The organism is Variovorax sp. GW822-FHT04A09 (genome assembly GCF_058801005.1).
On the sequence record NZ_JBXAMV010000010.1, the window covers coordinates 38,241 to 64,077 of the forward strand.

The window sequence follows — 25,837 nt, forward strand, 5'->3', positions numbered from 1 at the left end:
AAGAGCGAGAAAAAAAACGGGAAATTCAGTCCGGCCTGACGCCATCGAAGGCCGTCTGCAGCACGGCGCGCACGGCGGCCCGGTCGACAGGTCGCGGGTTCCAGTACGGGCGCTCGGTGGCGATGTCGGCGGCGCGGTCGAGATCACCCTCGGCCATGCCCAGCTGGCGCAATGAGGTCGGCGCGCCGTTGCGATGGGCCAGATCCCACACGCCGGCGGCGGCACTGCCGTGCGTGCCCAGCGCCTGCGCCATACGGTGCATCGCTTCTTCGGCATGCGAGGCGTTGAACGCCAGCACATAGGGCAGCACGACCGTGTGGGTCGGCGCATGCGGCAGGTTGAAGCTGCCGCCCAGCGTGTGGCACAGCTTGTGGTGCAGCGCCATGCCGCCGTGGGCCAGCACCGTGCCGCACAGCCACGCCCCGTACAGGGCCGAGCCGCGCGCCTCGAGGTCCGCCGGGTCGGCGTGGATGGCCGGCAGCCCGGCGGCCAGCGCGCGGATGCCTTCCTGTGCCATCAGGCGCGTGACCGGGTTGCCGTTGGCGGCATACAGGCCTTCGGCCGCGTGCGCGATGGCGTTGATGCCGCTGGTGACCGACAGGCCCACCGGCAGCGTCAGCGTCAGTTGCGGGTCGTAGATGACGGTGCGGGGCAGCACGCGCGCATCGGTGCCGGTGCGCTTCTCGCCGTCCTGCGTGATGCCGTAGATGGGCGTCATCTCGCTGCCGGCGTAGGTGGTCGGGATCGCCACGATCGGCAGGCCGCTGTCGAGTGCGATCGCCTTGCCCAGGCCGATGGTGGAGCCGCCGCCGATGGCGATGGCGCAGTCGGCGTTGCGCTCGCGGGCCACCTCGCGCGCCTCGCGCGCCACCTCGAGCGGAACGTGCATGGTGGCCCGGTCGAACACGCCGGCGGCGCGGGCACCGAGGCGCGCGGCGATCGCTTCGGCCGCGTGCCGCTGGTCGGGCGTGCACAGCACCAGCGCGCGCCGGACGCCGAGTGCGTCGAGCTCGGCTTCGAGCTGCAGCAGGGCGCCTGCGCCGAAGACCACGCGGCCCGGCAGCGCCTGGTAGACAAAGGATGAAGGCATGCGAGGCTCCTGTCTCAGCGCTGGTAGTCGACCTGGTGGCGCGATGTGCGCAGCGCACCGAGTTCCTGGCGCACCCGCAGGTGCTCGGGGTGGGCCGCGTACGCGTCCAGTGCCTGCTGCGACTCGAAGTCGGCCACCAGCACGGCGTCGCAGGCATGGTCCACGTCGCTGCGGTCGATGCCCACCTCGATGTGGTGCAAGCCGGGAATGCGCCCGCCGAGACTTTCGAAGGCCTGCTTGACGCGTTTGCGCGCCTGCATCCTTTCCTCCGGCGACTCGCCGGCGACGCGCCACATGACGATGTGCCGGATCACGCCTGCACCTCGGCCTTGGGGGCCTTGGGGTTGAGCACGAAGTCGTACCGCAGCGTGTGGAACGGCACGTCGGAGTGCGTCCCGTCAGGCGCCGGGCCGGCCTCGTGGCGCACCCAGTCGGCCACCAGCGTCGAGCGCACGCCGAAGACCGCATCCGAATCGAGGTAGCTGTCGCCCTCGCGGAAGATGTGGGTGATCAGCCGCTCGCAGCCGGGCACCTCGATCATGAAATGCAGGTGCGCCGGGCGCCACGGATGCCGGCCCAGCGCCGACAGCATGCGACCCACCGGGCCGTCGTGCGGAATCGGGTAGGGCACCGCCAGGATCGAGCGGAAGTGAAAGCGCCCGTCGACCCCGCTGCGCAGGCGGCCCCGCGCCCGGTGCTCGTGGGTGCCCGAGGCATCGGGAAGCTGCACGTCGTACAGGCCGTCCTCGTCCGATTGCCACACATCGATCCACGCGCCGGCGATGGGGCGGCCTTCGAGGTCGCGCACCTGGCCGCTGACATGGCAGGGCTCGCCGCGCGCGCCGTTGGCGATGTCGGCGCCGTGTTCGTACACCGGCGCGTCCTCGACAAAGAAGGGCCCGAAGACCGTGGCCTCGGTGCAGGCCGGCGGCTTGGCGTTGTTCTGCGCCGTGACGAGCGTGGAGAGTCCCAGGGTGTCCGACAGCAGGATGAACTCCTGGCGCTTGTCGTCCGTGATGTGCCCGACGTCGGTGAGGAAGCGGATCGCTTCCATCCACTCGGCCTCCGTCAGCTTGACCTCGCGTGCAAAGGAATGCAGGTGCTGCACGAGGCTGGTCATGACCGTCAGCAGCCGCGGATTTTCGCAGCGGCACATCGCGGCGATCACGGCCTGGGTGATGGTGTCTTCATTGATGTTGCGCACGGTGCTTTGCTCCTGGTGAACCAACCCTGGCCCTCGATGGGCGAATGATGTACCGTCAAAGAACGGAAAAAAAGAGCCAAATATGAAATGTCATTTCCTCAAAATGGAAGAATCCTTTGAGCATGGACCGCTGGGCACAGATTGAACTTTTCGTGCAGGTCGCGGAGCTCGGCAGCCTCACCAAGGCGGCCGAGCGGCTCGGCCTGTCGAACGCGGCGGCAAGCCGCTACCTGACGGGGCTCGAGGAACGGCTGGGCGCGCGGCTGGTGGAGCGCACCACACGCCGCATGTGGCTGACCGATGCCGGGCGCAGCTACCACCAGCGCTGCAGCGGCATGCTGGCCGAGATGGCGGAGGCCGAGGCCGAGGTCAATTCGGCCAGCACCAACCCCAGCGGGGTGCTGCGCATCACGAGCTCCGTGTCGTTCGCGATGATCCACCTGGCGCCGGCGCTGCCGGAGTTCCACCGGCGCTACCCCAAGCTCACCGTGCAGATCACCGCGGCCAACCGCTACCCGGGCTTCATCGAGGCGGGCATCGATGCGGCCATCCGCACCCGGGAGCACGAAGGCGACTCGGGCATCACCGTGCGCCGCCTCGCGCAGATGCGGCGCGTGCTGGCCGCATCGCCGGCCTATCTTTCCGCGCACGGCCAGCCGGCCTCGCCCCGGGAGCTGCCCGCCCACCGGATGCTCGTGTACTCGCTGGCGAACGATCCCTACGTGCTGCACTTCAAGCGCGGCAAGGAGGCGCAGGCGATCGGCATCGCGCCGACCCTGGACGCCAACGAAGGCCAGGTCATCCGGGCCGCGGCCCTGGCGGGTCTGGGCATCCTGATCCAGCCGCAGTACATCATTCACGACGACATCGTGGCGGGCCGGCTGATCCCCGTGCTCCGGGACTGGGAGCTGCCGCAGCTGACGATCAACATCGCCTACCAGAGCCGCCGGCACCAGCCTGCGAAGCTGAAGGTCTTCACCGAGTTCCTGGTCGAGCGATTCGAGAAGCTCGACCTCGAGAGAAAGTGGGCCTCGTGGGCGAAGGCGTCAGGATGAATCGCTTCGGGTGCCCTGAGCGCTCTTGAACTGTTGAAAATGAATGTCATCGTTCTGACACCAAGAGAGAAAAACGCGACATTGCAATGTCGTTCGCCTCGCTCGGTGACGTCCGCTTTTGCTGCCTCGCGATCCTTCGGGTATGCCCGCTTCAGACTGATCTGAGTCATTCGCGGTTCAATTCGTGAACGACTGCATCCACGAACACCAGTCGTTGAATGGCGCCGACCTTCACCGACAGCTTCAATTGGGCAAGCGGCTTTCACTGCAAGCTAAGGCCGTACGCAAGCTGCCGCTGGAAAAGAGGACAGTGGTCAGCTGGGCTATTTGGCCTACGTAGAGGACCTCTTTGACATACAGTGTCAAGTCCGAGGGCGGGGGTTGCAGCACTAATACTCACGCCTCAACCTAGGAGCGTGTTCCATGCCACTGGACTACAAGCAATACCAAGAAGAGGTCACTGCTGATGTTGCAAAAATCATTGCTGACGCGAGTTGTCAGCCGATCTTGTTTATCGGTTCTGGATTCACGAAGCGCTACGCCAAAGGTCCGAACTGGGAAGAACTGCTGGGTTTGCTGGCTAAGAACTGCCCGCTGATCGACAAGGATTTTGCTTACTACAAGCAGGCTCATGGAAATGACCTGACGAAAATCGGCACGGTCTTTTCGCAGCTTTACCACGAGTGGGCTTGGAACGCTGGCAAGAAGAACTTTCCTCAAGAATATTTTGCGGCGAACACGTCGAGTGACATCTTCATCAAGCATGCTGTCGCCGACATTCTTGCGACGCTTGGCCCTGATGCGAAAGGCTCGTACGGTTCGCCCGAACTGGACGCCGAGATCACCGCATTAAAGGCGATCAGCGCCCATGCCATCGTCACCACAAACTACGACGAGGTGATTGAGCCGCTGTTTCCCGACTATGAGCGGGTCATCAGCCAACAGATTCTGCGTAAACCCTTCCTCGCCATCGGCGAGATCTTCAAAATACATGGCTGCCGCTCGGTGCCTGACTCCATCGTCATCAACGAAGCTGACTACCAACGCTTCGAGGAGGACCACAAGTACCTTAGCGCGAAGCTGCTGACGTATTTCATTGAGCACCCGTTGGTTTTCATCGGCTATCGAGCCAACGACCCGAACATCAAGAAGATTCTTGCCGACGTTGACCGCATGGTCAGAGCTCAGGAGTATGAGCTTGTGCCGAACATCTACATCCTCGAATGGGATGAGGCTCAGGACGAAAATTCCTACCCGCCGCGTGACAAGGTTTTGGCGGTCACCCCTGACCGCAATATCCGCATCAAGAGCATCACGGCGAAGTCGTTCGAGTGGGTGTTCAGAGCGTTCGGTCAAGCTGGCAATCTTGAAAAAATCGACACCAAGCTGCTTCGAGCCTTGATGGCCCGTGCTGTGAGCCTGGTTCGTTCCGACATCCCAAAGAAGCAAGTCGAGATCGACTTCAAGATGCTGGAACACGCCGTCGAGTCTGGCGAGAACTTCGCCAACCTGTTCGGCGTGACTTCGGTCGGCGACTCTTCGAAGATCAACCTCACACACAGGTATGTGATCACGGAGGTCTACAAGTTGCTCGGCCTGAAGAGCTGGAAGAGCGTCAACGACCTCATCAAGCGGATCGAGGACGAGAAGGGCGTGAACATCAAGGGCTTCGATAACAAATACCACGTGAATGTTAAGTTCGGCGTCGCCGAGACCAGCAAGTCACACAAGTATTCCGACGCCTTCGTGGACCTCTTGAAGAAGCTCATCGCTGGCGAGGAGTATCAGGTTGACACCGAGGAAATCAAGGTCGCGCCAGCCGCGAAATAGCCGTCCTGCGGCGTGTGAGGATTTGAGCAGCTGACACTGGAGCCTGGCTGAGGGAAGAGTTGCAGTCAGGTGGCTTAGATGACTGCCTCGCCCCTTCCGCAACGGTTATCACTGCCGCGTCACGAAGTCACAAGACGACGGCTTCGGGCCCTCAACCGTGCATGCGGCTACCTGCTGAAGAAGGCGGCATCCGCTGCGAAGCGACCCGTTGCCTGGTCGTCGTCGGCTTGAGACTGGTCAGAGTCCCTCGCGGTAGTCGGTGCGAGCGAAAGCTCCGTTAGCTATCCGACGTTCGACAGACGCCGGCTCGGACGGCTGCCGTTCTTTCGAGACCGGGCCCTCGGCTTGTTGTGGTGTTCGGTGCCTACTTAGAACGAACTGGCGGACGACAATTATCTTGAGCCGCTCAAAGTAGTTGACGCCGGGCAACGACCGTTTACGGCCGGGACGAACTCACACTTGTTCCTACCGCTTCGTCAAAGTGTCATCGGCCAACAACTCTGCCCGCTTGCCAAGATACATCGGCTTGTCGGGGCCACGATATCCAGGAAGCCAACGCTTGTCCTTTGGAGCGGTCGGATGGTCGTATTCAGTAGATGAGAAGACAAGTTGAGCATTGTTCGCTTCGCACATCTTCTCCAGCTCCTTGAGGTACTGAGCCAGGTCGGCAGTATGGAGTTCTTCTTGCTTTGGGGTGTCAAGGATTAGGAAGCGGAACGGACGAGACTTATCGGATAGGTACGCTTCAAACAGGGCCGCGTGGATGGCGAGGACCAAACGAATCGTCGTGCTGCTGGTGCCGCCACTGCCGATGGTCTCAATCGTTTCACCACCGAACGTGAATCGAAGGTTCAAATCAATGTCGACGTTCGTTGACACGTTCTGCGTCACCAGCGTCTGCATCCACTTGACGGTGAGTTCACGCAGGGTCAAGCGGAGCTTCTTGAAGTCGTTGTCGGCTCTGCCCGTGTTAGACAGTCCGTCGATGCGGTCCTGAATGCGGTCCCGTTCCTTCTCCAACTCAAACAGCTTCGAGCGCTCGTCCTTCAGCGCTGATGTGAGGCCTAATTCGGACTGCGCTTCTACCAGCTGCTTGGTCAACGCCTTAACGGCAGTCACTAGCTGATCGACGCCCGAAGTTGTAGGCGAGTCGAGGCTGTCGACAAGTGTCTGACGCTCCACGCCCAACTCGCCGAGGCGCTCTTGCAACTGCTCGACTCGAATCTCGGCGCGAAGGCTGTTGCGCTCGAGGTCTTTGATTTGATCCTTCAGGTACAGGAGGTTTTTCCCATACGACTCAGTACTACCCAGGAAAAGTCCGCAGCTCGGCACGCGACAGATTTCTTGAAACGACGTGAAAACGCGCCGAGCCTCTTCATTCAGACCAAGAGTCTTGACCTCGCCATCAATCTCAGCACGAATAGTCTCGATGCCAGCCACTCGATTCTGCAAGTCAAACAACTCAACCTGCCGGGCCCGAATTTGGAAATCCTTCTGGCGCAGCATCTCGGAGAGCGTAGAACTGGCAGTCCCCTTAGCGTCGACAGATGCACGAAGCGCGTCGATTTGCTGGGTCAGGTCTTCCACGGTCCGCTGCAACACCGCTTGGTTGGCGTCGCTGGTGTCGACTCCGCGGCTTTGGTGCTCCAGCACCCGTTGCGCCCCGACGATCTTGCGCGTCTGTGCGTCGAGGGCGCTCTTCTCCTCGATAAGGTTCTTCTTGACCTCGTAGGAGTGCTTGGGATTCAGTCCAAAGGCGAAACGGACCATCTCAGCGAACTGGTCTTCAATGAACGGGCTGGGGGACTTGTATGCGGCGGAGTACCCGTAACCCTGAATTAAGTAGAAAACCGGTAGCAGCGTGGAAATGTAGGGCTGGGTTTCTTCACCCTTATTCGAGACAAGCCGAGGAGGCTTGAGACCGAGCAGGCTGAACAACGCGATTGAAAAGGAGCCCTCTCCGTGATGTTCGGTCTGCTCGCCGTTGAAATCAATCGTCGCGTAAAACTCGTTATTCGTCGCCCCAACCACCCTGCGGATTGTCAGGGGCTCACCTTCGGACTCTGCATGCAGAACAACTGCCTTGCACTTCTCAAGGATGTCGTTCCGAAACTTGTTTGGAAAGCCGAGCGCCGACGCGAGCGCCCGAATGATCGGTGTCTTTCCGCTGCCATTCGGGGCGAACAGCATCGTGGTCCGATGGCCAAACTCCAGCACAGGGCTTTCCCACCCTGCCTCGCCCAGTGGCTCAATTTGCAGTGACTTCAGTCTCAATTTACTTCCCCCCTAGCCCGAGCTTCATCCCTGATGTATTGGTAGCTCAGCTCTATTGTCTTCATGGAGACAGCCAAGAGGCGGTCCCCGTCGACGGCGCCTTTGTAGACCTTCTTGCCGAGATCGGTCGCGGAGATTCGGCGCGTGGCTTCATCAATGGTGACCTGCCCGGTCGACTCCAGGAACGTGAGTGCCTTGATCGTCCTGATACGAAGGTTGCCGGACCATCCGATGTCCTGCGATGAACCTTTGAAGCCAGCAACGGTACGCTCCAGGCACTCGCCCACCAGTTGGCCAATCTCTGGTAATTCGGGCTTGGATAGCCCCTTCGAGATCGCCAAGATGGTCATGGCAAGCAGAGGTAACTGAAAGAGCGCCTCGTTATCGAGCGTGTGCGCCGGAGACGGCCCGTCCCCGGACAGTGTCAGCTTTAGGTTGAGTCGTTTTGCCTCGCTGAAGAAATCGGCGGCACTCATCGCGTCGACCTTCTGACGACAGCGGCGCAAAACGCTCCGAACACGAGGTCTGTGTTCAGCACCGGGAATTGCTTGCCAATGTTTGAGTTCAGTATGTCTTGAATGAAGTTCTCAAGGTCTGTGAACGCACCGCCTGCGAGCAGCCAAGCCTTGCACTTGTTGTCGATTTCTTCGAGTAGGACATTGAAGGTGAAGTCCGGCGACCCATGCCGTGCACTGCGCACCCAGACGTCCCATGAAACCTTTGCTCGCGAGGCTGCCTCAATCATCGAGTCGGTGGCGCCGACCTCCTTCAGCTTCCGCTGAAGAATGGATGCGGCCTTGATGGCCCCTGGGTCGCCTCCTTCCAACAGGGTCTGATACACCTGTGTGGAGATACTCAGGACCTTCAGCAGGTCTTCCAAGCCGACGCTGGCTGCCATGTCAATGCCTGACTTAGACAGCCCGCCAATCGGAGCACAGGATTTTTCCTCGACGAGCGTCACCAAACTGTTGGCGATGCGTTCCACCTCTTGCTGGTGGAGCTCGATTTCACTGTGCCTCCAGATAGCGTTGTGCGCGGCCATAGCGAACGCGTCAAGCGTGTCGCCGATGTACTGAACATTTGCGAGCACGGACAGCTTTTTCCGAGCCGCCTCAACCTCCTCCGGAGACATCGGCTTGTCAGGAGAAACGATGTCTGCGAACTTCTCTATAAACTGGCGGATGTACTTCTTGCTGGACGATCCGGCAGAGAGGTCGGCGACGACTTCGTGGACATCGTCGGCGAAGTGCACGTTGCTGAGTACCGTAATTTCGCGGCACTGCTCGCCAAACTCGACCGTGTGCACAAACAGCTTGCCAGCAATGCTGTTTCGAATCGCCTCAAGCTTTTCTTCTGTGTCGAGCGCTCCTTGCTTTTTGAGCGCGAAGACCGCGGTGGCGTCCCACTGCTGGTTAGCCTTGCCCTTGGTCTTGACTTGGAAGAAGTGGTACTCGACGACGCCAGCGACAGTGCGACGCACGACGAAGTCGTCGTGGTAGTCGCAGTAGACACGGTCGACGTCTTTGCCGCTCAGAATTTCAAGCGCCGCGTAGGCGGCTGCCTGGAACTGCATTCGGAATCGCGTAACCGTGGTGCGCCCAACTGTCTCCCGTGGTGCCTTGTCATGGATGGTGTCCATTGATTTTCTTGTGTACCCCTCGCATTTCGTGCGCACCTTTTGTAACAGATTTGCGAGCGCAAACGTGAGGGTTCGATCCCCAATCTCAACAGGGGGCCTGATGCGCTGGCAAGACCGAACGCCCACGGCTGCGCGCATCGCAAGGCGACGATGACTGCAGCTCGAGGCGGTGGCGTACAGGGGTGTCATGGCTGTATAAATATACAGCTTCCTGGCCATTCGCCCGCCATGGCCCGATCAAGTCGGTGACTGGTCGCGGGCCCACAGGGTGAGTTCGGCTGCGTCAATGGAAGGACGGCAATCGCTGCGTAGCCGCCATTCGGGGATGCCCCCTTCAAACGAGTTGCCGACGTTCGATAGGCCCGGCTTGAGAGGAGCTGTTCGTCAAGAGCGTGCTGCGCCCCGTGGGGGCGGCACGCCTGCCATTGTTCCCGCGGCTGCGGAGCAGGGCGATCAGGCCTCAGACCTGCGTTTCGTCGATCACGGGGTTTCGCAGGACACCCAGGCCTTCGATCTCCACTTCACAGATGTCACCGGGCTTGAGCCAGACCTGTGGCGTGCGCGCCAAGCCCACCCCCGAGGGCGTGCCGGTGATGATCATGTCGCCCGGCTGCAATTCCATGCCTTCTGAGCACGCAGCGACTAGTGTCGCCACGTCGAAGATCATGTCGCGCGTGTTGGCGCTTTGCAGCACCTCGCCGTTCAGTCGGCAGATCAGCTGCAGGCCGGTGGCGCCCGCCGGCAGTTCATCTGCGCTGACGAACTCGGGGCCGAAGCCGCCGCTGCGATCAAAGTTCTTGCCCCACAGCCATTGACCGGAGCGGAACTGGTAGTCGCGAATGGAACCCTCGTTGAAAATGGCATAGCCGGCCACGTGCGCCAGCGCATCCTTCTTGGCGATATAGCGGCCTGCCTTGCCGATGATGGCCACGAGTTCCGCCTCATAGTCGAACTGCGTGGAGACCCGCGGGCGCACCAGGGGCTCGCCGTGTGCGACCCATGAAGAGGGAAAGCGCTGGAACAGGACCGGATGCTTGGGCGGCTCGAAGTTACTTTCCGAGGCGTGATCGACGTAGTTCAGGCCGATGGCGAAGGCCTTGGAGGGGTTTCGGAGCGGCGGTAGCAGTTTCAGCTCGGCGAATGCCAGGTGCTGCGTTGCGCGGGCGGCGGCATCCTTCACTGCGCTTAGTCCGTCGGGGTGCTTGAGCAGCGCGTCCAGCGTCGACGGCAATCCGGATTCGGTGAGGTTGACGACCTGCGAACCGGTTCGTAGGCCCAGGGCCGGCTGGCCGTTGTTGGCGATAAAGGCGATGAGTCTCATGGTGTGGCTTTCAAGGCCGGCTTATGCCGGATGCTCCAGGTTGGTGATGAAGTCGGGGGGCAACGAAGGCCCCCACACATACAGCGAGTCTTCCGGCGGATGGTCTGCCGCGGGCCACTCGCTGTCGGCCGGCACGTAGTCGATGTCGTGCGAATACTCGGCATAGCTGCCCCACGGATCGCGCACGTAGTAGAAGTAGTTCGACCCGAGCACGTGCCGCCCCACGCCCCAGCCTCGCCCATGGCCGGCATTGCGCATCTGCTCGGAGCCGCGCCCGACCTCGTCGATGCTGCCCACGTCCCAGCTCGAATGGTGCAGGCCGGGCGCGTGCGACTTCGCGAAGGCCACCAGATGGTGATCGGAGCCATGGGCGCCATGCAGGAAGGCGATCAAGTCGCCGGAATGATCGGACAACCGCAGGCCCAGGATCTCCTGCGAGAAGCGGATCATTCGCGGCACGTCGGGCGTGAAGAAAAGCACGTGCGACAGGTAACGGGGGCGAACCTGCAGCGCGCGGCTGCGCGCTGGCGCGGCGCCATGGCCCGGTGCGACGGGCGGTGTCACGACCGGGCGGGACTTGTGCGAGGGCGACACCTTCGGCGCCACCACGAGCTGCAGGTGCGTGCCGTCCGGGTTGCGCAGCCAGACGCCCTCGGCATTGCCCAGCGGATGCGGCTGGGTCAGGATGCCGGCCGTGACGACGCGTTCCCGCAGGGCATCCAACTGATGCGCATGCACGCCGTAGCGCACGTACTCGAGCTGCTTCGGCCGTCCCGACGCATGGACCCTGGCCCAGCAATGCGGATGGCCGAAGGTGTACAGCGCCAGGTGGTTGTCTTCGCGGCGCACGTCCAGCCCGAAGGCGCTGTAGAACTGCTCGGCCTCATGCAGGTCGGGCACGCTGAACACGAAGCGGTCGACCGAATGGACCGACGCATGGGAGGCCTGACTCATACCGCAGCCTCCTTGGAGTCGTCGGGGCGGGCACGCAGGGTCGCTGCGAAGCAGCTGCAGATTTCGTCATTGGCGCGCCGTGCAGCCTCCGAGACCTCGAAGAACCCGAAGAAGGGATGGAACATGTCTTCGTAGCGCAGCACCTGTGTGGCAATGCCAGCCGCCTGCAGCCGCGCCGCATAGGCCTGCCCCTCGTTGTACAGGGGGTCGCACCCTGCCACGGCAATGACCGTGGCGGGCAAGTCGCCCAAGTCTGAGCAGTGCAGGGGAGACGGAGGAAAGTCCGTCGCACGGTCCGCTGCCGTGCCCAGGTAGAGCCGCGCCACCTCCCGCAGGTCGTGCGGCGTGAGCATTGGATACGCACACCCATCGTTTCTCTCGAGCCTGACCGTGTCGCGCGCGAAATCGACACCGGGCACGATGAGCAGCTGACCCGCGAGCGCAAAGCCGCGGTCGCGAACCTGGATGGCCGACGAGGCAGCGAGATTGCCGCCCGCGCTTTCCCCGGCCACGGCCACGCACGCGGGATCGCCACCGAGGGCCACGGCGTTGGCCAGCGCCCACAACGTGGCAGCCAGCGCGTCGTCGTGCGCGGCGGGAAAGGGATGCTCCGGCGCGAGTCGATAGTCCACGGACACCACCACCGCCTCGATGTCGCGACACAGCTTGCGCGCGATGTCGTCCATCAGCTCGACGCTTCCGAGCACGAAGCCGCCGCCGTGGAAGAAGACGACGGTCGGCAGCGACGGCCTGTGCGAATGCGGGCGGTACACGCGCACCGGAACGCGCACGTCTGCGTGCGCGGCAACCGTGTCCTCCACAGACTGCACATCCGGCAATCCGGAGCGCTCGCGCGCGGCAAGGACCGCGGCGCGCATGCGACCGCGCGCCTCGTCCGGCGTGCCGCTGAACGGTGGGGGCGCACCGCGTGCCTGCAGGGCAGCAACCACCACGGCGAGTTGGGGATCAAGCTGCGGCATAGCCGGCATCACATCTCCCGCAGCACGTGTCGTTGCGAGTCGAAGGCGCGGGCGCGCAGCGCGTCAACATCGATGTGCAGCATGCGGCCATTGCGCTTCACCGCGCGTCCGGCGACGTAGACGGAATCGACATTGCCTGGGTGCGCGGCAAGCACGATGGCCCCGACGGCGTCGGACACGGGGGTGAGGTTCAGGTCGTCCTGCCGCACCAGAATGAGGTCGGCCTGCTTGCCCGGCGTCAGCGATCCCGTCTTGTGCGCCAGCCCGGTGGCCTTTGCACCGGCGATCGTGCCGAACTCGAGCACGTCACGCAAAGTGATGGTCGGTGGTGCGTTCGCGGCCTTCGAATGGCCGCCACCCATCCAGGAGCGGTAGTGCGCAAAGGCATGGCGCATCTGCGTGAACATGTCGCCAGCGCATTTCGTTTCGGTATCGCCGCTCAGGCTGGGACGGATCCCGGCGGCCAGCAACCGGTCGAATGGGATATCGCCGATTCCCTGCGCGTTCAGTTCGCAGTGAACCCCCAGCGAGGCCGTCACACCCGCATCGGCCATCATGGCGAGTTCGTCGTCCCCGCAGAAGCAGCAGTGAACGAAGGTGAGATCGTCGCCCAGCGCGCCGGCCTGGTGCATTTGGGCGATCGCGCGCACCGGTGCATTGCGCGCATACGCGCCCATGTGGATGGTGGAGCGGATGTCCAGTTCGCGCGCCAGGCGCAGGTCCTGCAGCCAGACCTCGCGGCGTGCCATTTCCGGGCCGCGCCCAGCCATTGCCAGCGTCAGCAACTGGTCGTCTGAAGAGAAGTACTGGCTGCGCAGCCTGCGGATGTCCTGCGGATGACCGCGTTCGCTGTCGAACATCCAGGAATGCCCCTCGACCAGCGGCCAGCCATGGGCGAAGACCCCCCGGATGCCAGCGTCGCGCAGGGCCAGGATGGCGGCGTCCGCATGCTCCGGTGTGTTCTGGACATGCGACCAGTCCAGCATCGTGGTCGTCCCGCTGTCCAGGGCCGACACCGCGCCCAGCAGGGTGCCGACATAGACGTCCTCGGTGCGGAAAGCAGCGCCCTTGGCGCCGAGCATTTCCGCGAAGTAGATCTGAGGATCGATGTCCGCATAGCGATGCCGCACGCAGGTTTGCCAGGTGTGCCGATGGGTGTCGACGAAGCCCGGCATGACGATCATGCGTTGCGCGTCGATGCGCTCGGCCGCTTCGGTCTCGATGTGGGGGGCGACCGCGACGATGCGCTCGCCTTCGATCAGGACGTCGCCGCGGCGCAGGTCGCCGATGGTGGGGTCCATGCTGAGGACCCAGCCACCGGCCAGGAGGGTGCGGTGGGTGTTCACGGCTTGCTCCGCGTGAGCCAGCGACCCAGTTGCGCCTCGACCTCACCGGCCCGTGCCAAGGCGCTGCTGGCCCAGGCGACGTAGCCGTCCGGGCGAACCAGGATGCCCGTCACGCCGTCCATCGCTGCCGGGATGCGGCCGACGCGGGCGCTGACGACGTTCAAGGGCAGGCCGGCGCTTTGCAGCGCTTCGAATTGGCGGCTCTGGCCTTCCAGGTCGAGCAGCAGGAACTTGCGATCGCGCAGGAACTCGGCCGGCCGAAGCGACCGGCCATCGAGCGTGAGGAGGTCGAAGTCGGGCAGGCGGCAGCCGGTCAGCGCGTGGTTGCCCGCTTCGTGCGGATACGGCGCTTCTAGCCCGCACAACTCCAGCACCAGTTTGCGCTGCACGTCCGGCAGCGGAATGATCTGCTCGGCCATGCGCCGCTTGAGCGCGAGGCCGCTTTCGTCGAAGTTGAACTGCAGCACACACTGCGCCTTGACGCTCTCCAGCAGGGCGCGCATGACAGGCAGGCGCTCCGCGTCGTAGCTGTCCAGTGTCGACTCATCGGCATGGCCGTTGACCACGTTGGCCAGCTTCCACCCCAGGTTGAAGGCATCCTGCAGGCAGAAGTTCATGCCGACGCCGCTGGCTGGATAGTGGATGCGGGCCGACTCGCCCACCAGGAACACGCGACCCTTTCGCAGCGACGGCACCGAACGCATCTGGTCGTCGAAGCGCGATGCCCAGCGGTGGCTGGTGATGCCGTAGTCGGTGCCGTGTACGTCCGCGATGCATTTCAGCGCTTCTTCCAGGGTGACGGGTTCATCCTTCGGTGCCATGCGTCGGTCGCGATGGACGATGTTGAAACGGGTGATGCCTTCACCGAAGGCGTAACCGCGCACCCAGCCCATCTCGTTGTCGACGTTGATGCGTCCTCCGGGCCAGGGCGCATCTAGGTGCGCATCGATGACGATGCCGCGGAAGGTGCCGGAATGGCCATCGAACGGGATGCCGGCACCGGAGCGCACCGTGCTGCGGCCGCCGTCCGCGCCGACGAGGTAGCGCGCGCGCAGCGTCGCTGGCGCCCCCTGGGCATCGGTGACCGACACGGTCACGCCGCTGCCATCCTGCTCGAAGGATTGCAGTTCCGTGCCGCGGCGAATTTGCGCAGCGCTCTCGGTCGCCCATTGCCAGAGGATTTCTTCGGTGAAGTTCTGTGGCAATCCCAGTGTGAAGCCGAATCGGCTTTCCAGGTACTGCCAGCGAATCGGATGAAAGCCGGCCCATATGTGCGAAGGCCGAAACGGGTACGGCACGATCTCGCGCGTGCGCTCGATGAACCGATCCGCAATGCCACGCGCATCGAACAACTCGAGCACGCGCGGCAGGATGGTCCCCGCCCGCGACTGCACGCCCTCGGTCCTGCGTTCGAGCACCAGCGTCTTCGCGCCCGCACCCGCCAGTTCGGCGGCGAGCGTCAAGCCCGAAGGGCCACCTCCCACCACGATGACATCCCATGACTGCATGTTTGTTTTCTCCCTATTCAGGCTGGATGCCCGCTGCCTTGATGGCCGCTTTGACCATCGGGCGATCATTCGAAATCAGGCGCGCCAGGTCTTGCGGCGAGCCGCCCATGACGCGCCACTGTTCTTCCTCGATCTTCTTGCGCACCTCCGGCAGCTGAAGCGCCTGGGCGAAGGCGGCGTTGAGCTTGCGCACGATCGGCTCCGGCGTGTTCGCCGGTGCGACGAAGCCCATCCAGTTGCCGAACGGGCGGAACGACGGGAACACTTCCGTCATCGTCGGAACGCCCGGCTGCGATGCCAGGCGCTTGTCCGACATGAAGGCCAGCACCCGCACCTGTCCCGCTTTCCATTGCCCCAGCACCGACCCGACGCTAAGCACCGTCACGTCCACGCGACCGCTGAGCAGTTCAGGGATGATGGGCGCGGCGCCCTGGTAGGGCACGTGGAGCATGTCCACGCCCGCCACCGCCTTGAACTGCTCCATCAGCAGGTGGTTGAAGGAGCCGATGCCGACGCTCGCATAGGGCTGCCCCGGCTGCTTCTTCAGCTGCTCTACGAGTGCGCGCAGGTCGGTCGCGGGCAGCCGCGAGCTGACGATCAGGCCCACCGGGATGTCAGCGACGGCAATGACCGGCGTGAAGCTGCGCACCGGGTCGTAGGGCAGGTCCTTGCGCTGCAGGCTGTTCAGGAGCAGGGCCGAGGTCGTCGTCAGTGCCAGCGTGTAGCCGTCCGGCTTGGCCCGGGCCACCTGGGTGGTGCCGAGGATGCCGTTGGCGCCGGCCTTGTTCTCGAAGACGATCGGTTGGCCGAGGATGCGCGAGGCGCGTTCCGAGACCAGGCGTCCCACCACTTCCAGCGAAGAGCCCGCAGGATAGGGAAACACGACATGGATGGGCTTGTTGGGATACGCCGTCTCTTGCGCGAAGGCTGGGGTGAGCGCCAGCAGTGCGGCGGCTGCGGCGCAGAAGGTCAGGAAGGCTCGTCTCATTGGGATTTCCTTTTTTCTTGAAGGGCCGCGTCAGAAGCTGTGGCGAACGCCGAGTTGCGTGCCCATGACGTCTTCGCCCTTGGCGAGAACGGGCAGCGCTGGATTCAGTGTTTCGGAGAAGCCCGCGCCATTGTTCAGGCGCGCGATGCCGGCAAAGACGGCCGTGCGCCGAGAGAGGAAGTGCATGTACTGGAGGGCGACTCTGGAGGCCTTGCTTGCCCCTTGCCGCTCGACCAGGTAGCTCGCGCGGATCTCACCGGCGCCGAGCGGCCAGTTTGTGCCGACCAATGCCGAGGAACGGCGGGGTTGGCCCGGATCGTTGCGCTGGATGTAGAAACCGGTCAGGCGTGGACCGCCGAACTTGTAGTCGCCGCCCACCATGAATTCCTTGCGATCGCCTGCGGGCACCGCGTTCTTCTGGATGGTGTAGGCCGCGTGCAGGTCGAAATTCGTGTCGTTGTAAGAGACGCCCAGGCCGGTGTATTGCGCACCCCTGACGCCTTCGCTGGCGCTGGCAAGCGCACGCACTTGAAAGCCGCCCATGCGCGGGCTGAGGTACTTGACCGAATTGTTGATGCGCGGCGTGAAGAGGGTCATCGGCCAGGCTGCGCCGATGCCGGTGAAGTAGAAGGGATCGAGCGGCCCGGTGAGGTCGTCCATGGGGATGTAGTTGCGACCCAGCCGCAATTCGCCATAGGGCGTCACCAGCCCAACCATGGCCTCGCGGCCGAAGTAGATTCCGCCGAAACCCACGGTGCCGGTGTCTGCGTTGAAGCCATGATCGAGCTTGAACTTCGCGCCCCAGCCGCCACCCAGGTCCTCGACGCCTTCGAAGATCAGGCGCGACGAGTCGCTGGACAGCGCCGTCAGCGTGCGGGAGCTGCCGTTGGGCGAGGAGATGCGCAGGTGGTCGACGGACATTTCCACCTTTCCGGACAGGGTGATGGAACTCTGGGCGCCCGCGCTCGTGGCAGCCCATGCCGCGCACGCGGCCACCAGATGGATGTGCCTGGCAGGCGAACGGCGCAAGCCGGATCTTGGCGCAGCTGCATGCCGCGCGAGCGATGAGGTCATTCTTGTTTGTCTCCGGGTGAGTGAGGTGACGGACCGAGGCGTCCCTCGATGGGCTCGATTGTTCGCAGCCCACATCCATGCGGCAAATGAATTGTTTAAAGTATTGTCATTTGCCGCGCAAATGGAAGAACCGACATGCGATTCGACAAACTCGACCTGAATCTCCTCGTCGTGCTCGACGCCCTCCTGACCACCCGAAGCGTGACGCGCGCCGCGGAGCGCGTCTTCCTCAGCCAGCCTGCGACCAGCTTGTCCTTGCGGCGTCTGCGTGAGTACTTCAAGGATGAATTGCTGCAGCCCATCGGCAAGTCATTCGTCCTCACGCCGCTGGCTGCCGAACTGGTCAAACCGGTTCACGACGTGCTCCTGCGTGTGCAGGCCATCTCCCGGGCGCAGCCGACGTTCGACCCGACCACCTCGCAGCGGCGCTTTGTCATCGATTCCTCGGACTACGTCATCTCGGTGTTGCTGTCGGAGGTGGTCAGGCGCGCGGCCAGCGCAGCGCCGCGGATGGAGTTCGACCTGCGCGCCAGAAGCCCTCAGTCTCGCGAACTGCTGCAGGGCGGAGAGATCGAGCTGCTCATCACGCCGCAGTTCGCCATCGTGCCCGGGCATCCTTCCGAGTTGTTGTTCGAGGACACGTTTTCATGTCTCGTGAGTCCCGAGCATTTCGGCATGACGAAGAAGCTCACGGCGGAGCAGTATTTCGAGGCCTCGCACATCGGTGTCGAGTGGGGCGGTGGTCGGCGCCTGACCTATGACCAGCAGTTGATCGCCGTGGGCAAGCGCGCCCGCAGGCAGGACGTTATCGCGCCCAGCTTCACCCTGGTGCCGCCGCTGTTGGTCGGAACGCCGCGCATCGCCACGCTGCCGACACGGCTGGCGCAGCAGATCGCCGAGCGCTTTCCGCTGCGCGTCGTCGCGTGCCCGGTGGAGATCCCTGCGTTTGCCGAGCACATGCAATGGCACAAGTATCAGGAGCGAGATCCTGCGATCGCCTGGCTCCGCGGGTTGCTTCTGGAAGTTGCGCAGGGTTTGCCGTCGAGCCGGGCGACAACGAAGCGTGTCAGAGGGGCGAGCGAGAAATGACGTAGCCCTTCGAATGCCCCAGGCTGCGCATTGCAGCGGGGCGAGGGTGCGGGGATCACTGTGCTCTACCACTCGTCGAATGACCCGCACTGCTCGTCTGACGAGCATTCCGACTTTCTTCGTCTGTGCGGCAAGGGCGAAGCGGCCGTGACCTGCATGATCGAGCACCTCGAACGCATCGAGGCCAGCCTCGAACTGGGCACCGAGAAGCCCGACCGCCAACTCGACCTGGTGAAGGCGCTGCTTGCCTGAAAAGGCTGCCCGAGTCCCTGTCCCGGCTCAGCGCGTGGTTTTCGCAGCGCGCTTCTTCGGCTCGCGCGCAGCGGGGCCATCCGATGCGACGGCGACCGCTTCCAGGCCTTGCGCGCCTGCGATCAGCCCGCGCAGGAAAACCATGATCAGGCGTCCCGAGGGATCGGGGCGAGTGCTCATCCGCTGCAATGCCAGCCCGTGCGACAGGGCCATGAAGGCTGCGGCCAGCTCGTCCGGTGCGGCGGGAGGCGTGCGCCCGAGCTTGTCGAACAACTGCCCGATCACGCCGCCGATTTCGGATCGGTGCTTGTCCCACACCTTCTGGTACTCCTGCGCGAAGCTTCGACTGCGGTTGGCATGCAGCTGAAGCTCGATGGAAAGCATGCACCAGTCGGCATCGTGATTGAGTGTGGAAGCCCAGGCTTCCAGCTCGGCAAGCATCTGCTCGGGCTCTTGCCGCTCGTCGCCCATGACCTTGAAAAGCTGCAGCGCTTCGGCTTCCATGTGCCGCCGCAGCAACTCCAGCAGGACGTCCTCCTTGCTCGAAAAGTTTGAATAGAAGGCGCCTTGGGAGTAGCCCGCCTTGTCCGCGATGTCGCGGATCGACGCGCCCCCATAGCCGTTCGACACAAACAAGTGCTGCGCGGTTTCGATCAAGCGCTCGCGCGTCTGCGCCCGGCTTTCCTCGCGGGTCAGGCGCGTTTTTGCTGTCGTCGGGATCATGGTCGAAAAGATATCACATGAACTTTGAATAGCGCCTGCCAGCGCCTCCTTCCGGGTCGCCGTCCTGAATCCCAGGTTTGAATATCACTTGATATTTAGAAATGGTGAAGGTACATTCAAAACTCGTTTGATTTTTGAAGTTCGATTGATATGGAAAAACCGAAGCCCTTGAAGACCGCGTTCGTCACTGGCGCGACCGGCCTTCTCGGCAACAACCTCGCGCGCGAGCTGGTCGCGCGCGGCGTCTTCGTCAAGGCCCTGGTTCGCTCGAAGGCCAAGGGCCAGCAGCAGTTTGCGGGGGTGAAAGGCGTCGAGCTGGTGCTGGGCGACATGGCCGACGTGCCTGCGTTCTCCAGCGAGCTGCAAGCGTGCGACGTGGTGTTCCACACCGCCGCGTTCTTCAGGGACAACTTCAAGGGCGGCAGCCACTGGGCAGAGCTCAAGCGCATCAACGTGGACGGCACCCGCCAGCTCATCGAGCGGGCCTACGGTGCCGGCATCCGGCGCTTCGTTCAGACCTCGTCCATCGCGGTGCTGAACGGCGAGCCGGGCGTGCCCATGGACGAGACCTGCCTGCGCGACCTGGCGGATGCCAGCGACGACTACTACCGTAGCAAGATCATGGCCGACCAGGTCGTGCTGGCCTTTCTGGGCGCGCACCCGGACATGCACGCGAGCTTTGTCCTGCCCGGATGGATGTGGGGGCCGGCCGACATCGGTCCCACCTCGTCAGGACAGTTCGTCAACGATGTGGTGCTCGGCAAACTGCCCGGGCTGGTGCCGGGCAGCTTTTCCGTTGTCGATGCCCGCGACGTGGCCAAGGCGCAGATCTCTGCCGCGGAACGCGGCCAGCGCGGTGAGCGCTATCTGGCAGCCGGGCGCCACATGACGATGCAGGAACTGGTGCCCCTGGTTGGAAAGATCGCGGGCATCCGCACGCCGACACGCCACTTGCCCTTTCCGCTCCTGTACCTGCTGGCGGCGGTGCAGGAACTCTATGCGCGGGCCACAGGCAAGCCCATCTTGCTCAGCCTGGCCACCGTGCGGCTGATGCGCAAGGAGGCGGGGCGCAGCCATTTCAACCACACCAAGAGCGAGCAGAAGCTTCAGCTGAAGTTTCGCCCGATCGAGCAAACCGTGGCCGACACGCTCGCCTGGTATCGCGGCAATGGCTGGCTGCCTGGTGTGCCGACCCGAACCGAATCCTGAACAAGAGGAAAAACCGTGACGAACAGATTGATCCTGAAACTCTCGACAGCCTTCGCGGCTGTTCTTTGCATCGCGGCAGCGCCGCAAGCATCTGCGGCCCGAAGTCTCCCGGCCGCCAAGACCGCGGACAGCATGGCCGAGTTCTGCAGCAAGGGGCAGGCGGAGTATCCGCAGGGCATCGCCCGCATGCACCCCTCGTTCAAATTCAACATCTGTTGGTGGCTCGAGGACGCCGGCATCGAAGCAAGCACCTTCGACGAAATCGCCGCAGCGCTGCCGGAACACGCCGGGCCGTCGCAGGCGATCTGGCAGGCGACGTTCAACCAGCCCGCCCAACTGCACCTGGAACGAGCCCGCGCCTCCGAAGCGCGAGGAAACAACGCTGCCGCATCGGTCGAATACAAGAAGGCCGCCTTCTACCTGCGGATGAACCGGCTTCCCAAGCGGGTTCCCACCGCCGATCTGCAGGCAACCGAACGAGCCCATGCGCTCATGGGAAAGCCGCTCCAGCGCATCGCCTTCAAGACCGGCGCGAAAGAATTTACCGGCTACTTCCGGGCGCCGCCTGCACGAACAAGTCGCAACGAGAAACTGCCGGTGCTGGTGATTCTCGGCGGCCTCGACAACCTGAAGACCGAGATGATCCGGCACAGTGATTACTTCATGGGTCGGGGCTTCGCCACCATCATTGTGGAAAACCCAGACACCGGGGAGAACCAGTTGGGGTTCCGGCCGGAGTCCCATGTGATGTTCGACGCCGTGGCGGACTACATCAAGGCCCGCAGCGACCTGGACGCAAGCCGGGTGGCCTTGTATGGATGGAGCATGGGCGGCTATCTGGGAACGCTTGGCGGGCTGAGCAACGACCTCTACAAGGCGGTGGTCAATGTGGGCGGCCCCAGCGATGCGAGCTTTGGGCAAGCGCATTGCAAGGTGGCGCCTGCCTGGATCGTCGCGCCCTACACCGTGTTTGCGAACATGAATCCGCAGACCACACCGCGTGAAGCGATGTGCGAATACTACGAAGCCTTCCAGCTCTCGCGCCAGTTGAAGATGCCGACCGCGGCGCAGCTGCGCAAACCCATTCTCATGGTGAACGGCGCGCACGAAGATCTCGTCTCCAGAGACGAGCCCGCCGCTCTGGCAGCGCTAGGCTTCAACGTGACCCAACTGGTGTTCGGGGATGACGGCCATACGGCGGAATCGAACATGCGTGAGCACTTCGAGTTCACGGCAAACTGGCTCACGCGGCGACTAAAGATGGAAAATCTATCCGACCACTGACGACCATTTTTTGAGACCGGCTCTACCTGACCCTGTCTTGATTTCACGTACAGCAAGAAATTGATACCTTCAGAGGTACGGAGAATCGAGATGGGAGAAGGTAAGCTGCCCAAGAGGCAGTACAAAGGGGAATTCAAAGCCCAGGCTCAGTCTTAGACGGAGATTACTGCGTTAGCTGGGTCAATTTTCGACGGCAATCAACAAACAAATCTGCATGAAGGTCTATGGCACGCTCACGGAGGCTGTCAATGGCGTCTTTGCGTTTGACTTTCAGATCATCGGATCGACCTCTCCTGCCGCAGGCACAGCTGAGATTCCATGCGTTGGCTCGATTGCCGGCATGAAGCCCAAGCTACAGGCAGGGATGGAGCTGTCGTTCAGGCAGTTCGATGTCTTGCTGTCGATTGCTCGCGCAGGGCGTTTGAAGTCCTGCCGCTTTAGCTTCCAGGCACCACGCTACGGCAGCTCTTTGATCGCCTCAGTCTCTTTCAGCACATCGCCGCCGGAGGGAATGGAGTAGCGCTTACGGCAGTGAGCAGGATGCGGCTGTGGTTACTCAGCATGATTGATATGGATAACGTCCGCGCCGATCCGAAGCTCGTCCAGGTGGTCGGTCCAGCGCTGCATCATTTCCCGGCGCGCGGACGAGACGCGCTACCGTCGACGTATGAAGGCACCGTCACCGAGAGTTCGATGTCGATGCTCGTGGTTGAGTGTGTGTATGAGCTAACGCGCCCAGCGACCGGCAACTGGGTGTTTCCGTGCCTTTGGTTGTCATCGGTTGGGCAGCGGGCTCATCGTTCGCGCGGAAGTGGGTTGTATCAGCGACGCTTCGATGGGGCAGGGCATGGTCCCACAAGCCGACATACGGTACGTCGCGCGTGTTGGACGGCCGCTTCAGACTGCGAGCTGTCTTTCAGTCACGACGTCTGACCGTCGCCTTCGGGCCCTGAGCCGGCGTAGCGTCTGCTCGAAAGCAGACCTCAAGATGCCGGCCATCTACCTGTTTTCGGGTATTGCCCCTCGGTAGCGCGTTGCATAGGATCGCCGCCTTACAAAATGTAACTATGGTGATCATGGGGAGCATTACTGCAAGGGCGCGATTGCTCCGCGCTCAATCCGTTTGGCTTTGGCTAGTGGCCCTGTGGCTGGGCTGCCTCGTGGCCTTGTCCGGCTGCGGCGGCGGCTCGGGCGGCGCGAGCTTCGCCGGCTTCGGGCTCAACCTCACGCAGCCGCCCGCGGGTTTGAGCTATGCCATGACCTCCGCGGTCTACGAGGTCGGGCAGGCCATCGTGCCGAACCGGCCCACCGCCAGCGGCGGCGCCGTCGAGCGCTATGCCGTGGCGCCGCCGTTGCCGGCGGGCCTGGCGCTCGACGCGGGCACGGGTGTCATCAGCGGAGCGCCCACCGCCGTTGCCGCATCCGCCGTGTATGTGGTGACCGCCGAGAACGCGGGCGGCAGCGCGACGGCCCGCGTGCAGATCGAGGTGCGCAGCACGCCTGCCGCGCCGTCCGGGCTGACCTACCGTGAAAGCGCCGCGATCTACACCGTGGGCCAGGCCATCGCGGCCAACGCGCCCGCCAGCAGCGGCGGTCCGATCACCGGCTACAGCATCGCGCCGGCCTTGCCCGCGGGGCTGCTGCTCGACCCGCAGACTGGCGTGATCAGTGGAACACCCACCGCCGCCGCGGCGGACGCGGCCTACACCGTCACCGGCACCAACGCGGCCGGATCGGCCGAGGTCACGTTGCAGCTGGCAGTCCAGGCGGCGCTGGCGGCGCCTGCCAGCGTGGCGTATGCCACGCCGCGCGCGCTCTACGCCACGGCGCAAGCCATCGTTCCCAACACAGCGCTGGTGACCGGCGGCACGCCCTCGGCGTTCTCGGTGATGCCGGCGCTGCCCGGCGGCCTGAGCCTCAACGCGCTGACCGGTGCGATCACCGGCACGCCGGCGGCCATCCAACCGCTGACGACATACACGGTCACGGCCAGCAACAGCGCGGGCTCGGCGCAGGCGCAGGTGCAGATCGCGGTCACCGGAAGTGGCAGCTGGGTTTCGCAAGCGGTTCTGCCGACCGGACGTCACTACGCGCCGGTCGTGCGCCTGCAAAGCGGCAAGGCGCTGGTCATCGGCGGGTTCACGGCCTCCGGCGTGACCGCGTCGGTCCTTGTCTACGACCCGGCGGGCAACAGCTGGACCGCGGCCGCGCCCATGTTGACGCCTCGCTCCGACGGATCGGCGACCGTGCTGCCCGACGGACGCGTGCTGGTCGCCGGCGGCGACGGTGCGGGCATCTCCCCCGTTGCGGCGGCCGAAATCTACGACCCGGTCGCCGATACCTGGCAGCTGGCCGCGAGCATGGCCGAGGCGCGCACGCGGGCCACAAGCACACTGCTGCCCAATGGCAAGGTCCTCGTCATCGGTGGCTACCGCCGGATTCCCAGTTTGACCTTTTCGCAGACGGCCGAGCTGTATGACCCGGCTTTCAACACCTGGACCTCCATGGCCACGCCGTTGTCGTCCCCACGCGCTCAGCATGCCGCGCAGCTGCTGCCGGGCGGCAATGAAGTGCTGGTGATCGGCGGCGTCAACCGAAACGGGTTCGTGACCTCCGCCGAACGGTTCCCTGTCAACGACAGCGGTGCTACCACGCCTGTTGCGGGCACCGTGCCCGCCGCCAACGTATACACCTCCGTGCTGCTGGCGGACGGCGACGTGCTTGCGATGGGCGATGGCAGCAGCACCGCGATGCGCTTCGACGTCGCCACGTTGGGCTGGACGGCGAGCGTTTTTTCCAGCACGCGCTCCCTTCCGACGATGACGACGCTGGCCGATGGCCGCGTGTTGCTCGCGGGCGGTACTGGCAGTGGCGGCGTTCGCCTGACCACCGCAGAAATCTACAACCCCGACTTCGACGTCTGGACCCCCGCGAGTTCGATGTCCACCGGGCGCAGTGCCGCCTCCGCGGTCTTGCTCAGCGATGGCTCCGTCCTGGTTGTCGGCGGGTTCTCCAACCCTGCTGGCGAACTCGACGCGGTCGAGCGCTTCCTGCCCTAGGCCTTGCCGTGTCACAAGCGAACAGCCACTCTCCTGGCCTGCGAACGTCGGTTATCTGGCGATTTCTGGGAAGTGGTCGACCGTCCAGTTCTGGCCGACTGTAGCCTCGCGCCAGGCTGGGCGCGTGAGAGTGGACAGAGCTACGAGCGCCAAGTGCCTTCAGCAGCGTGCAGCAGCGCAAAGGAACGGGGATGGACCAAAAAACCGTACAGTTTTCCTCCTTCCGAGAGCGGCTCCGGCATCTTGTCGGCTGTGTAATAGCTGACCACCAAAACTGAATCTGCATCCGCGAGCGCAGTTTGCAGTGCGACGCGCTCTTCGTCAGTCAGGCGCGCACGCTCAATGAGGCTCTTTGGGGAGCTGAAGATATCGCTTTCACAGTACACGTGAGCCGAAGCCTCTGCCCAAAGCAGGTGTTCCGAGACAACGCTTCTCGCTCTGTCCGCGTCAGACGGGCTCACGTCTTGGCTCATGTTCGCTCCTTCGGTTAAATGTCCGGTCCTGGCTGCACCGCCGGCTTAGCTCCGACGGTGGCAGTGAAAGAAGCGACCCGGAGGTTCAGTCTGAACTCCACTGGCGGCACAGCTCAATCTCTTCGATGGAGCCGGCAGGGCGTCCACCCATGTTGTTCCGCTCCGTCACGCAGTGGCTGTCGTTTTCTGACGCCTGAGTTGGCGCGGGCAGAACGAATCCGAGCAGGAAGCCGGCAGCAGTCAGGGTACGAATGATCCACATTGCTCTTCCTCCTCATCCGATGCGGTCGCCAGAATCTAGCTGGCGGTTTTCTAAACCAAATACCGCATTCATGGGAATCCCGGAAACCTGTGGTCTAAAAGCGAACAGACCTTCCTGGTAGGGTTTTCTTTGCCTGTCCATCTCACCGGATTGGTAGCGTTTGGGTGTCGCTGAGACTCAGATCAGTTCGGCATCCGCAGGCGGCGACTCGATCGGCGCGGTG

23 protein-coding genes and 1 pseudogene are annotated in these 25,837 nt (G+C 63.4%); 8 read left to right on the top strand and 16 right to left on the bottom strand.

What is annotated here, in order from left to right:
- Window positions 1-25: 25 nt before the first annotated feature.
- From AC1RLW_RS31215 to AC1RLW_RS31225, 3 genes are read right to left on the bottom strand one after another with little or no spacing between them, the layout of a single operon-like run.
- Window positions 26-1,090, bottom strand: coding sequence for a maleylacetate reductase (locus AC1RLW_RS31215; RefSeq protein ID WP_493196256.1), 1,065 nt, complete (start codon window positions 1,088-1,090; stop codon window positions 26-28).
- 14 nt (window positions 1,091-1,104) lie between these two features.
- The gene (locus tag AC1RLW_RS31220) at window positions 1,105-1,404 is read right to left on the bottom strand and encodes a Dabb family protein (RefSeq protein ID WP_493196257.1); all 300 of its coding nucleotides are present in this window, start codon (window positions 1,402-1,404) and stop codon (window positions 1,105-1,107) included.
- Window positions 1,401-2,294 (bottom strand): intradiol ring-cleavage dioxygenase, encoded by an 894-nt coding sequence (locus AC1RLW_RS31225; RefSeq protein ID WP_493196259.1) that lies wholly within the window; start codon window positions 2,292-2,294, stop codon window positions 1,401-1,403. Before AC1RLW_RS31225 ends, AC1RLW_RS31220 begins: the two co-directional genes overlap by 4 nt.
- A 122-nt stretch (window positions 2,295-2,416) precedes the next feature.
- Between AC1RLW_RS31225 and AC1RLW_RS31230 the strand changes: the two genes are divergently transcribed.
- Together AC1RLW_RS31230 and AC1RLW_RS31235 are read left to right on the top strand one after the other, a co-directional pair.
- Window positions 2,417-3,349 carry a LysR family transcriptional regulator gene (locus tag AC1RLW_RS31230; protein ID WP_493196260.1) on the top strand — a complete coding sequence of 311 codons (933 nt, stop codon included), beginning with the start codon at window positions 2,417-2,419 and terminating at the stop codon, window positions 3,347-3,349.
- Window positions 3,350-3,772: 423 nt separating this feature from the next.
- Window positions 3,773-5,179 (top strand): SIR2 family protein, encoded by a 1,407-nt coding sequence (locus tag AC1RLW_RS31235; RefSeq protein ID WP_493196261.1) that lies wholly within the window; start codon window positions 3,773-3,775, stop codon window positions 5,177-5,179.
- A gap of 465 nt (window positions 5,180-5,644) precedes the next feature.
- Here AC1RLW_RS31235 and AC1RLW_RS31240 read toward each other — a convergent pair whose 3' ends face one another.
- From AC1RLW_RS31240 to AC1RLW_RS31285, 10 genes are all read right to left on the bottom strand, one after another.
- Window positions 5,645-7,369 (bottom strand): hypothetical protein, encoded by a 1,725-nt coding sequence (locus tag AC1RLW_RS31240; RefSeq protein ID WP_493196263.1) that lies wholly within the window; start codon window positions 7,367-7,369, stop codon window positions 5,645-5,647.
- An 80-nt stretch (window positions 7,370-7,449) separates the two neighbouring features.
- Window positions 7,450-7,929: a hypothetical protein gene (locus AC1RLW_RS31245; RefSeq protein WP_493196264.1), complete on the bottom strand. Its 480-nt coding sequence runs from the start codon at window positions 7,927-7,929 to the stop codon at window positions 7,450-7,452.
- The gene (locus AC1RLW_RS31250) at window positions 7,926-9,092 is read right to left on the bottom strand and encodes a dsDNA nuclease domain-containing protein (protein WP_493196265.1); all 1,167 of its coding nucleotides are present in this window, start codon (window positions 9,090-9,092) and stop codon (window positions 7,926-7,928) included. The genes AC1RLW_RS31245 and AC1RLW_RS31250 overlap by 4 nt, the downstream gene beginning before the upstream one ends.
- Window positions 9,093-9,552: 460 nt before the next feature.
- Window positions 9,553-10,413: a fumarylacetoacetate hydrolase family protein gene (locus AC1RLW_RS31255; protein ID WP_493196266.1), complete on the bottom strand. Its 861-nt coding sequence runs from the start codon at window positions 10,411-10,413 to the stop codon at window positions 9,553-9,555.
- A 21-nt stretch (window positions 10,414-10,434) separates the two neighbouring features.
- On the bottom strand, window positions 10,435-11,367 hold the full coding sequence (locus AC1RLW_RS31260) for a VOC family protein (RefSeq protein WP_493196267.1): 933 nt from the start codon (window positions 11,365-11,367) through the stop codon (window positions 10,435-10,437).
- Entirely contained in the window at window positions 11,364-12,347 is a 984-nt protein-coding gene (locus tag AC1RLW_RS31265; protein ID WP_223301490.1) for an alpha/beta hydrolase, read from the bottom strand. The genes AC1RLW_RS31260 and AC1RLW_RS31265 overlap by 4 nt, the downstream gene beginning before the upstream one ends.
- A gap of 8 nt (window positions 12,348-12,355) precedes the next feature.
- Window positions 12,356-13,693, bottom strand: coding sequence for an amidohydrolase family protein (locus AC1RLW_RS31270; RefSeq protein WP_493196269.1), 1,338 nt, complete (start codon window positions 13,691-13,693; stop codon window positions 12,356-12,358).
- Window positions 13,690-15,201, bottom strand: coding sequence for an FAD-dependent monooxygenase (locus AC1RLW_RS31275; RefSeq protein ID WP_070064028.1), 1,512 nt, complete (start codon window positions 15,199-15,201; stop codon window positions 13,690-13,692). The genes AC1RLW_RS31270 and AC1RLW_RS31275 overlap by 4 nt, the downstream gene beginning before the upstream one ends.
- A 13-nt stretch (window positions 15,202-15,214) precedes the next feature.
- Window positions 15,215-16,189, bottom strand: a complete 975-nt coding sequence (locus AC1RLW_RS31280) for a Bug family tripartite tricarboxylate transporter substrate binding protein (RefSeq protein ID WP_493196270.1) — start codon at window positions 16,187-16,189, stop codon at window positions 15,215-15,217.
- Between the two features lie 30 nt (window positions 16,190-16,219).
- A complete protein-coding gene (locus AC1RLW_RS31285; RefSeq protein ID WP_159277269.1) occupies window positions 16,220-17,263 on the bottom strand; it encodes a porin in 1,044 nt (347 codons plus the stop codon).
- A 135-nt stretch (window positions 17,264-17,398) separates the two neighbouring features.
- Between AC1RLW_RS31285 and AC1RLW_RS31290 the strand changes: the two genes are divergently transcribed.
- Entirely contained in the window at window positions 17,399-18,352 is a 954-nt protein-coding gene (locus AC1RLW_RS31290; RefSeq protein ID WP_493196271.1) for a LysR family transcriptional regulator, read from the top strand.
- Between the two features lie 54 nt (window positions 18,353-18,406).
- A pseudogene (locus AC1RLW_RS31295) lies at window positions 18,407-18,604 on the top strand (GntR family transcriptional regulator); the annotation flags it as partial.
- 27 nt (window positions 18,605-18,631) lie between these two features.
- On the opposite strand, the gene AC1RLW_RS31300 reads toward AC1RLW_RS31295, so the two are convergent.
- The gene (locus AC1RLW_RS31300) at window positions 18,632-19,327 is read right to left on the bottom strand and encodes a TetR/AcrR family transcriptional regulator (RefSeq protein ID WP_070064063.1); all 696 of its coding nucleotides are present in this window, start codon (window positions 19,325-19,327) and stop codon (window positions 18,632-18,634) included.
- Window positions 19,328-19,477: 150 nt separating this feature from the next.
- Here AC1RLW_RS31300 and AC1RLW_RS31305 point away from each other — a divergent pair, with 150 nt between their 5' ends.
- From AC1RLW_RS31305 to AC1RLW_RS31320, 4 genes are all read left to right on the top strand, one after another.
- The gene (locus AC1RLW_RS31305; RefSeq protein ID WP_062472307.1) at window positions 19,478-20,536 is read left to right on the top strand and encodes an SDR family oxidoreductase; all 1,059 of its coding nucleotides are present in this window, start codon (window positions 19,478-19,480) and stop codon (window positions 20,534-20,536) included.
- Between the two features lie 15 nt (window positions 20,537-20,551).
- Window positions 20,552-21,820: an alpha/beta hydrolase family protein gene (locus AC1RLW_RS31310; RefSeq protein ID WP_062472304.1), complete on the top strand. Its 1,269-nt coding sequence runs from the start codon at window positions 20,552-20,554 to the stop codon at window positions 21,818-21,820.
- Window positions 21,821-22,034: 214 nt separating this feature from the next.
- Complete coding sequence (locus AC1RLW_RS31315) at window positions 22,035-22,340, top strand: hypothetical protein (protein ID WP_493196273.1); 306 nt, start codon at window positions 22,035-22,037, stop codon at window positions 22,338-22,340.
- Window positions 22,341-22,956: 616 nt separating this feature from the next.
- Window positions 22,957-24,879, top strand: a complete 1,923-nt coding sequence (locus AC1RLW_RS31320; protein ID WP_493196275.1) for a putative Ig domain-containing protein — start codon at window positions 22,957-22,959, stop codon at window positions 24,877-24,879.
- A gap of 140 nt (window positions 24,880-25,019) precedes the next feature.
- Here the strand turns inward: AC1RLW_RS31320 and AC1RLW_RS31325 are convergent, their stop codons facing one another.
- Together AC1RLW_RS31325 and AC1RLW_RS31330 are read right to left on the bottom strand one after the other, a co-directional pair.
- Window positions 25,020-25,352, bottom strand: a complete 333-nt coding sequence (locus AC1RLW_RS31325) for a hypothetical protein (protein WP_493196277.1) — start codon at window positions 25,350-25,352, stop codon at window positions 25,020-25,022.
- A gap of 85 nt (window positions 25,353-25,437) precedes the next feature.
- Window positions 25,438-25,614 carry a hypothetical protein gene (locus tag AC1RLW_RS31330; RefSeq protein WP_493196278.1) on the bottom strand — a complete coding sequence of 59 codons (177 nt, stop codon included), beginning with the start codon at window positions 25,612-25,614 and terminating at the stop codon, window positions 25,438-25,440.
- Window positions 25,615-25,837 lie beyond the last annotated feature (223 nt).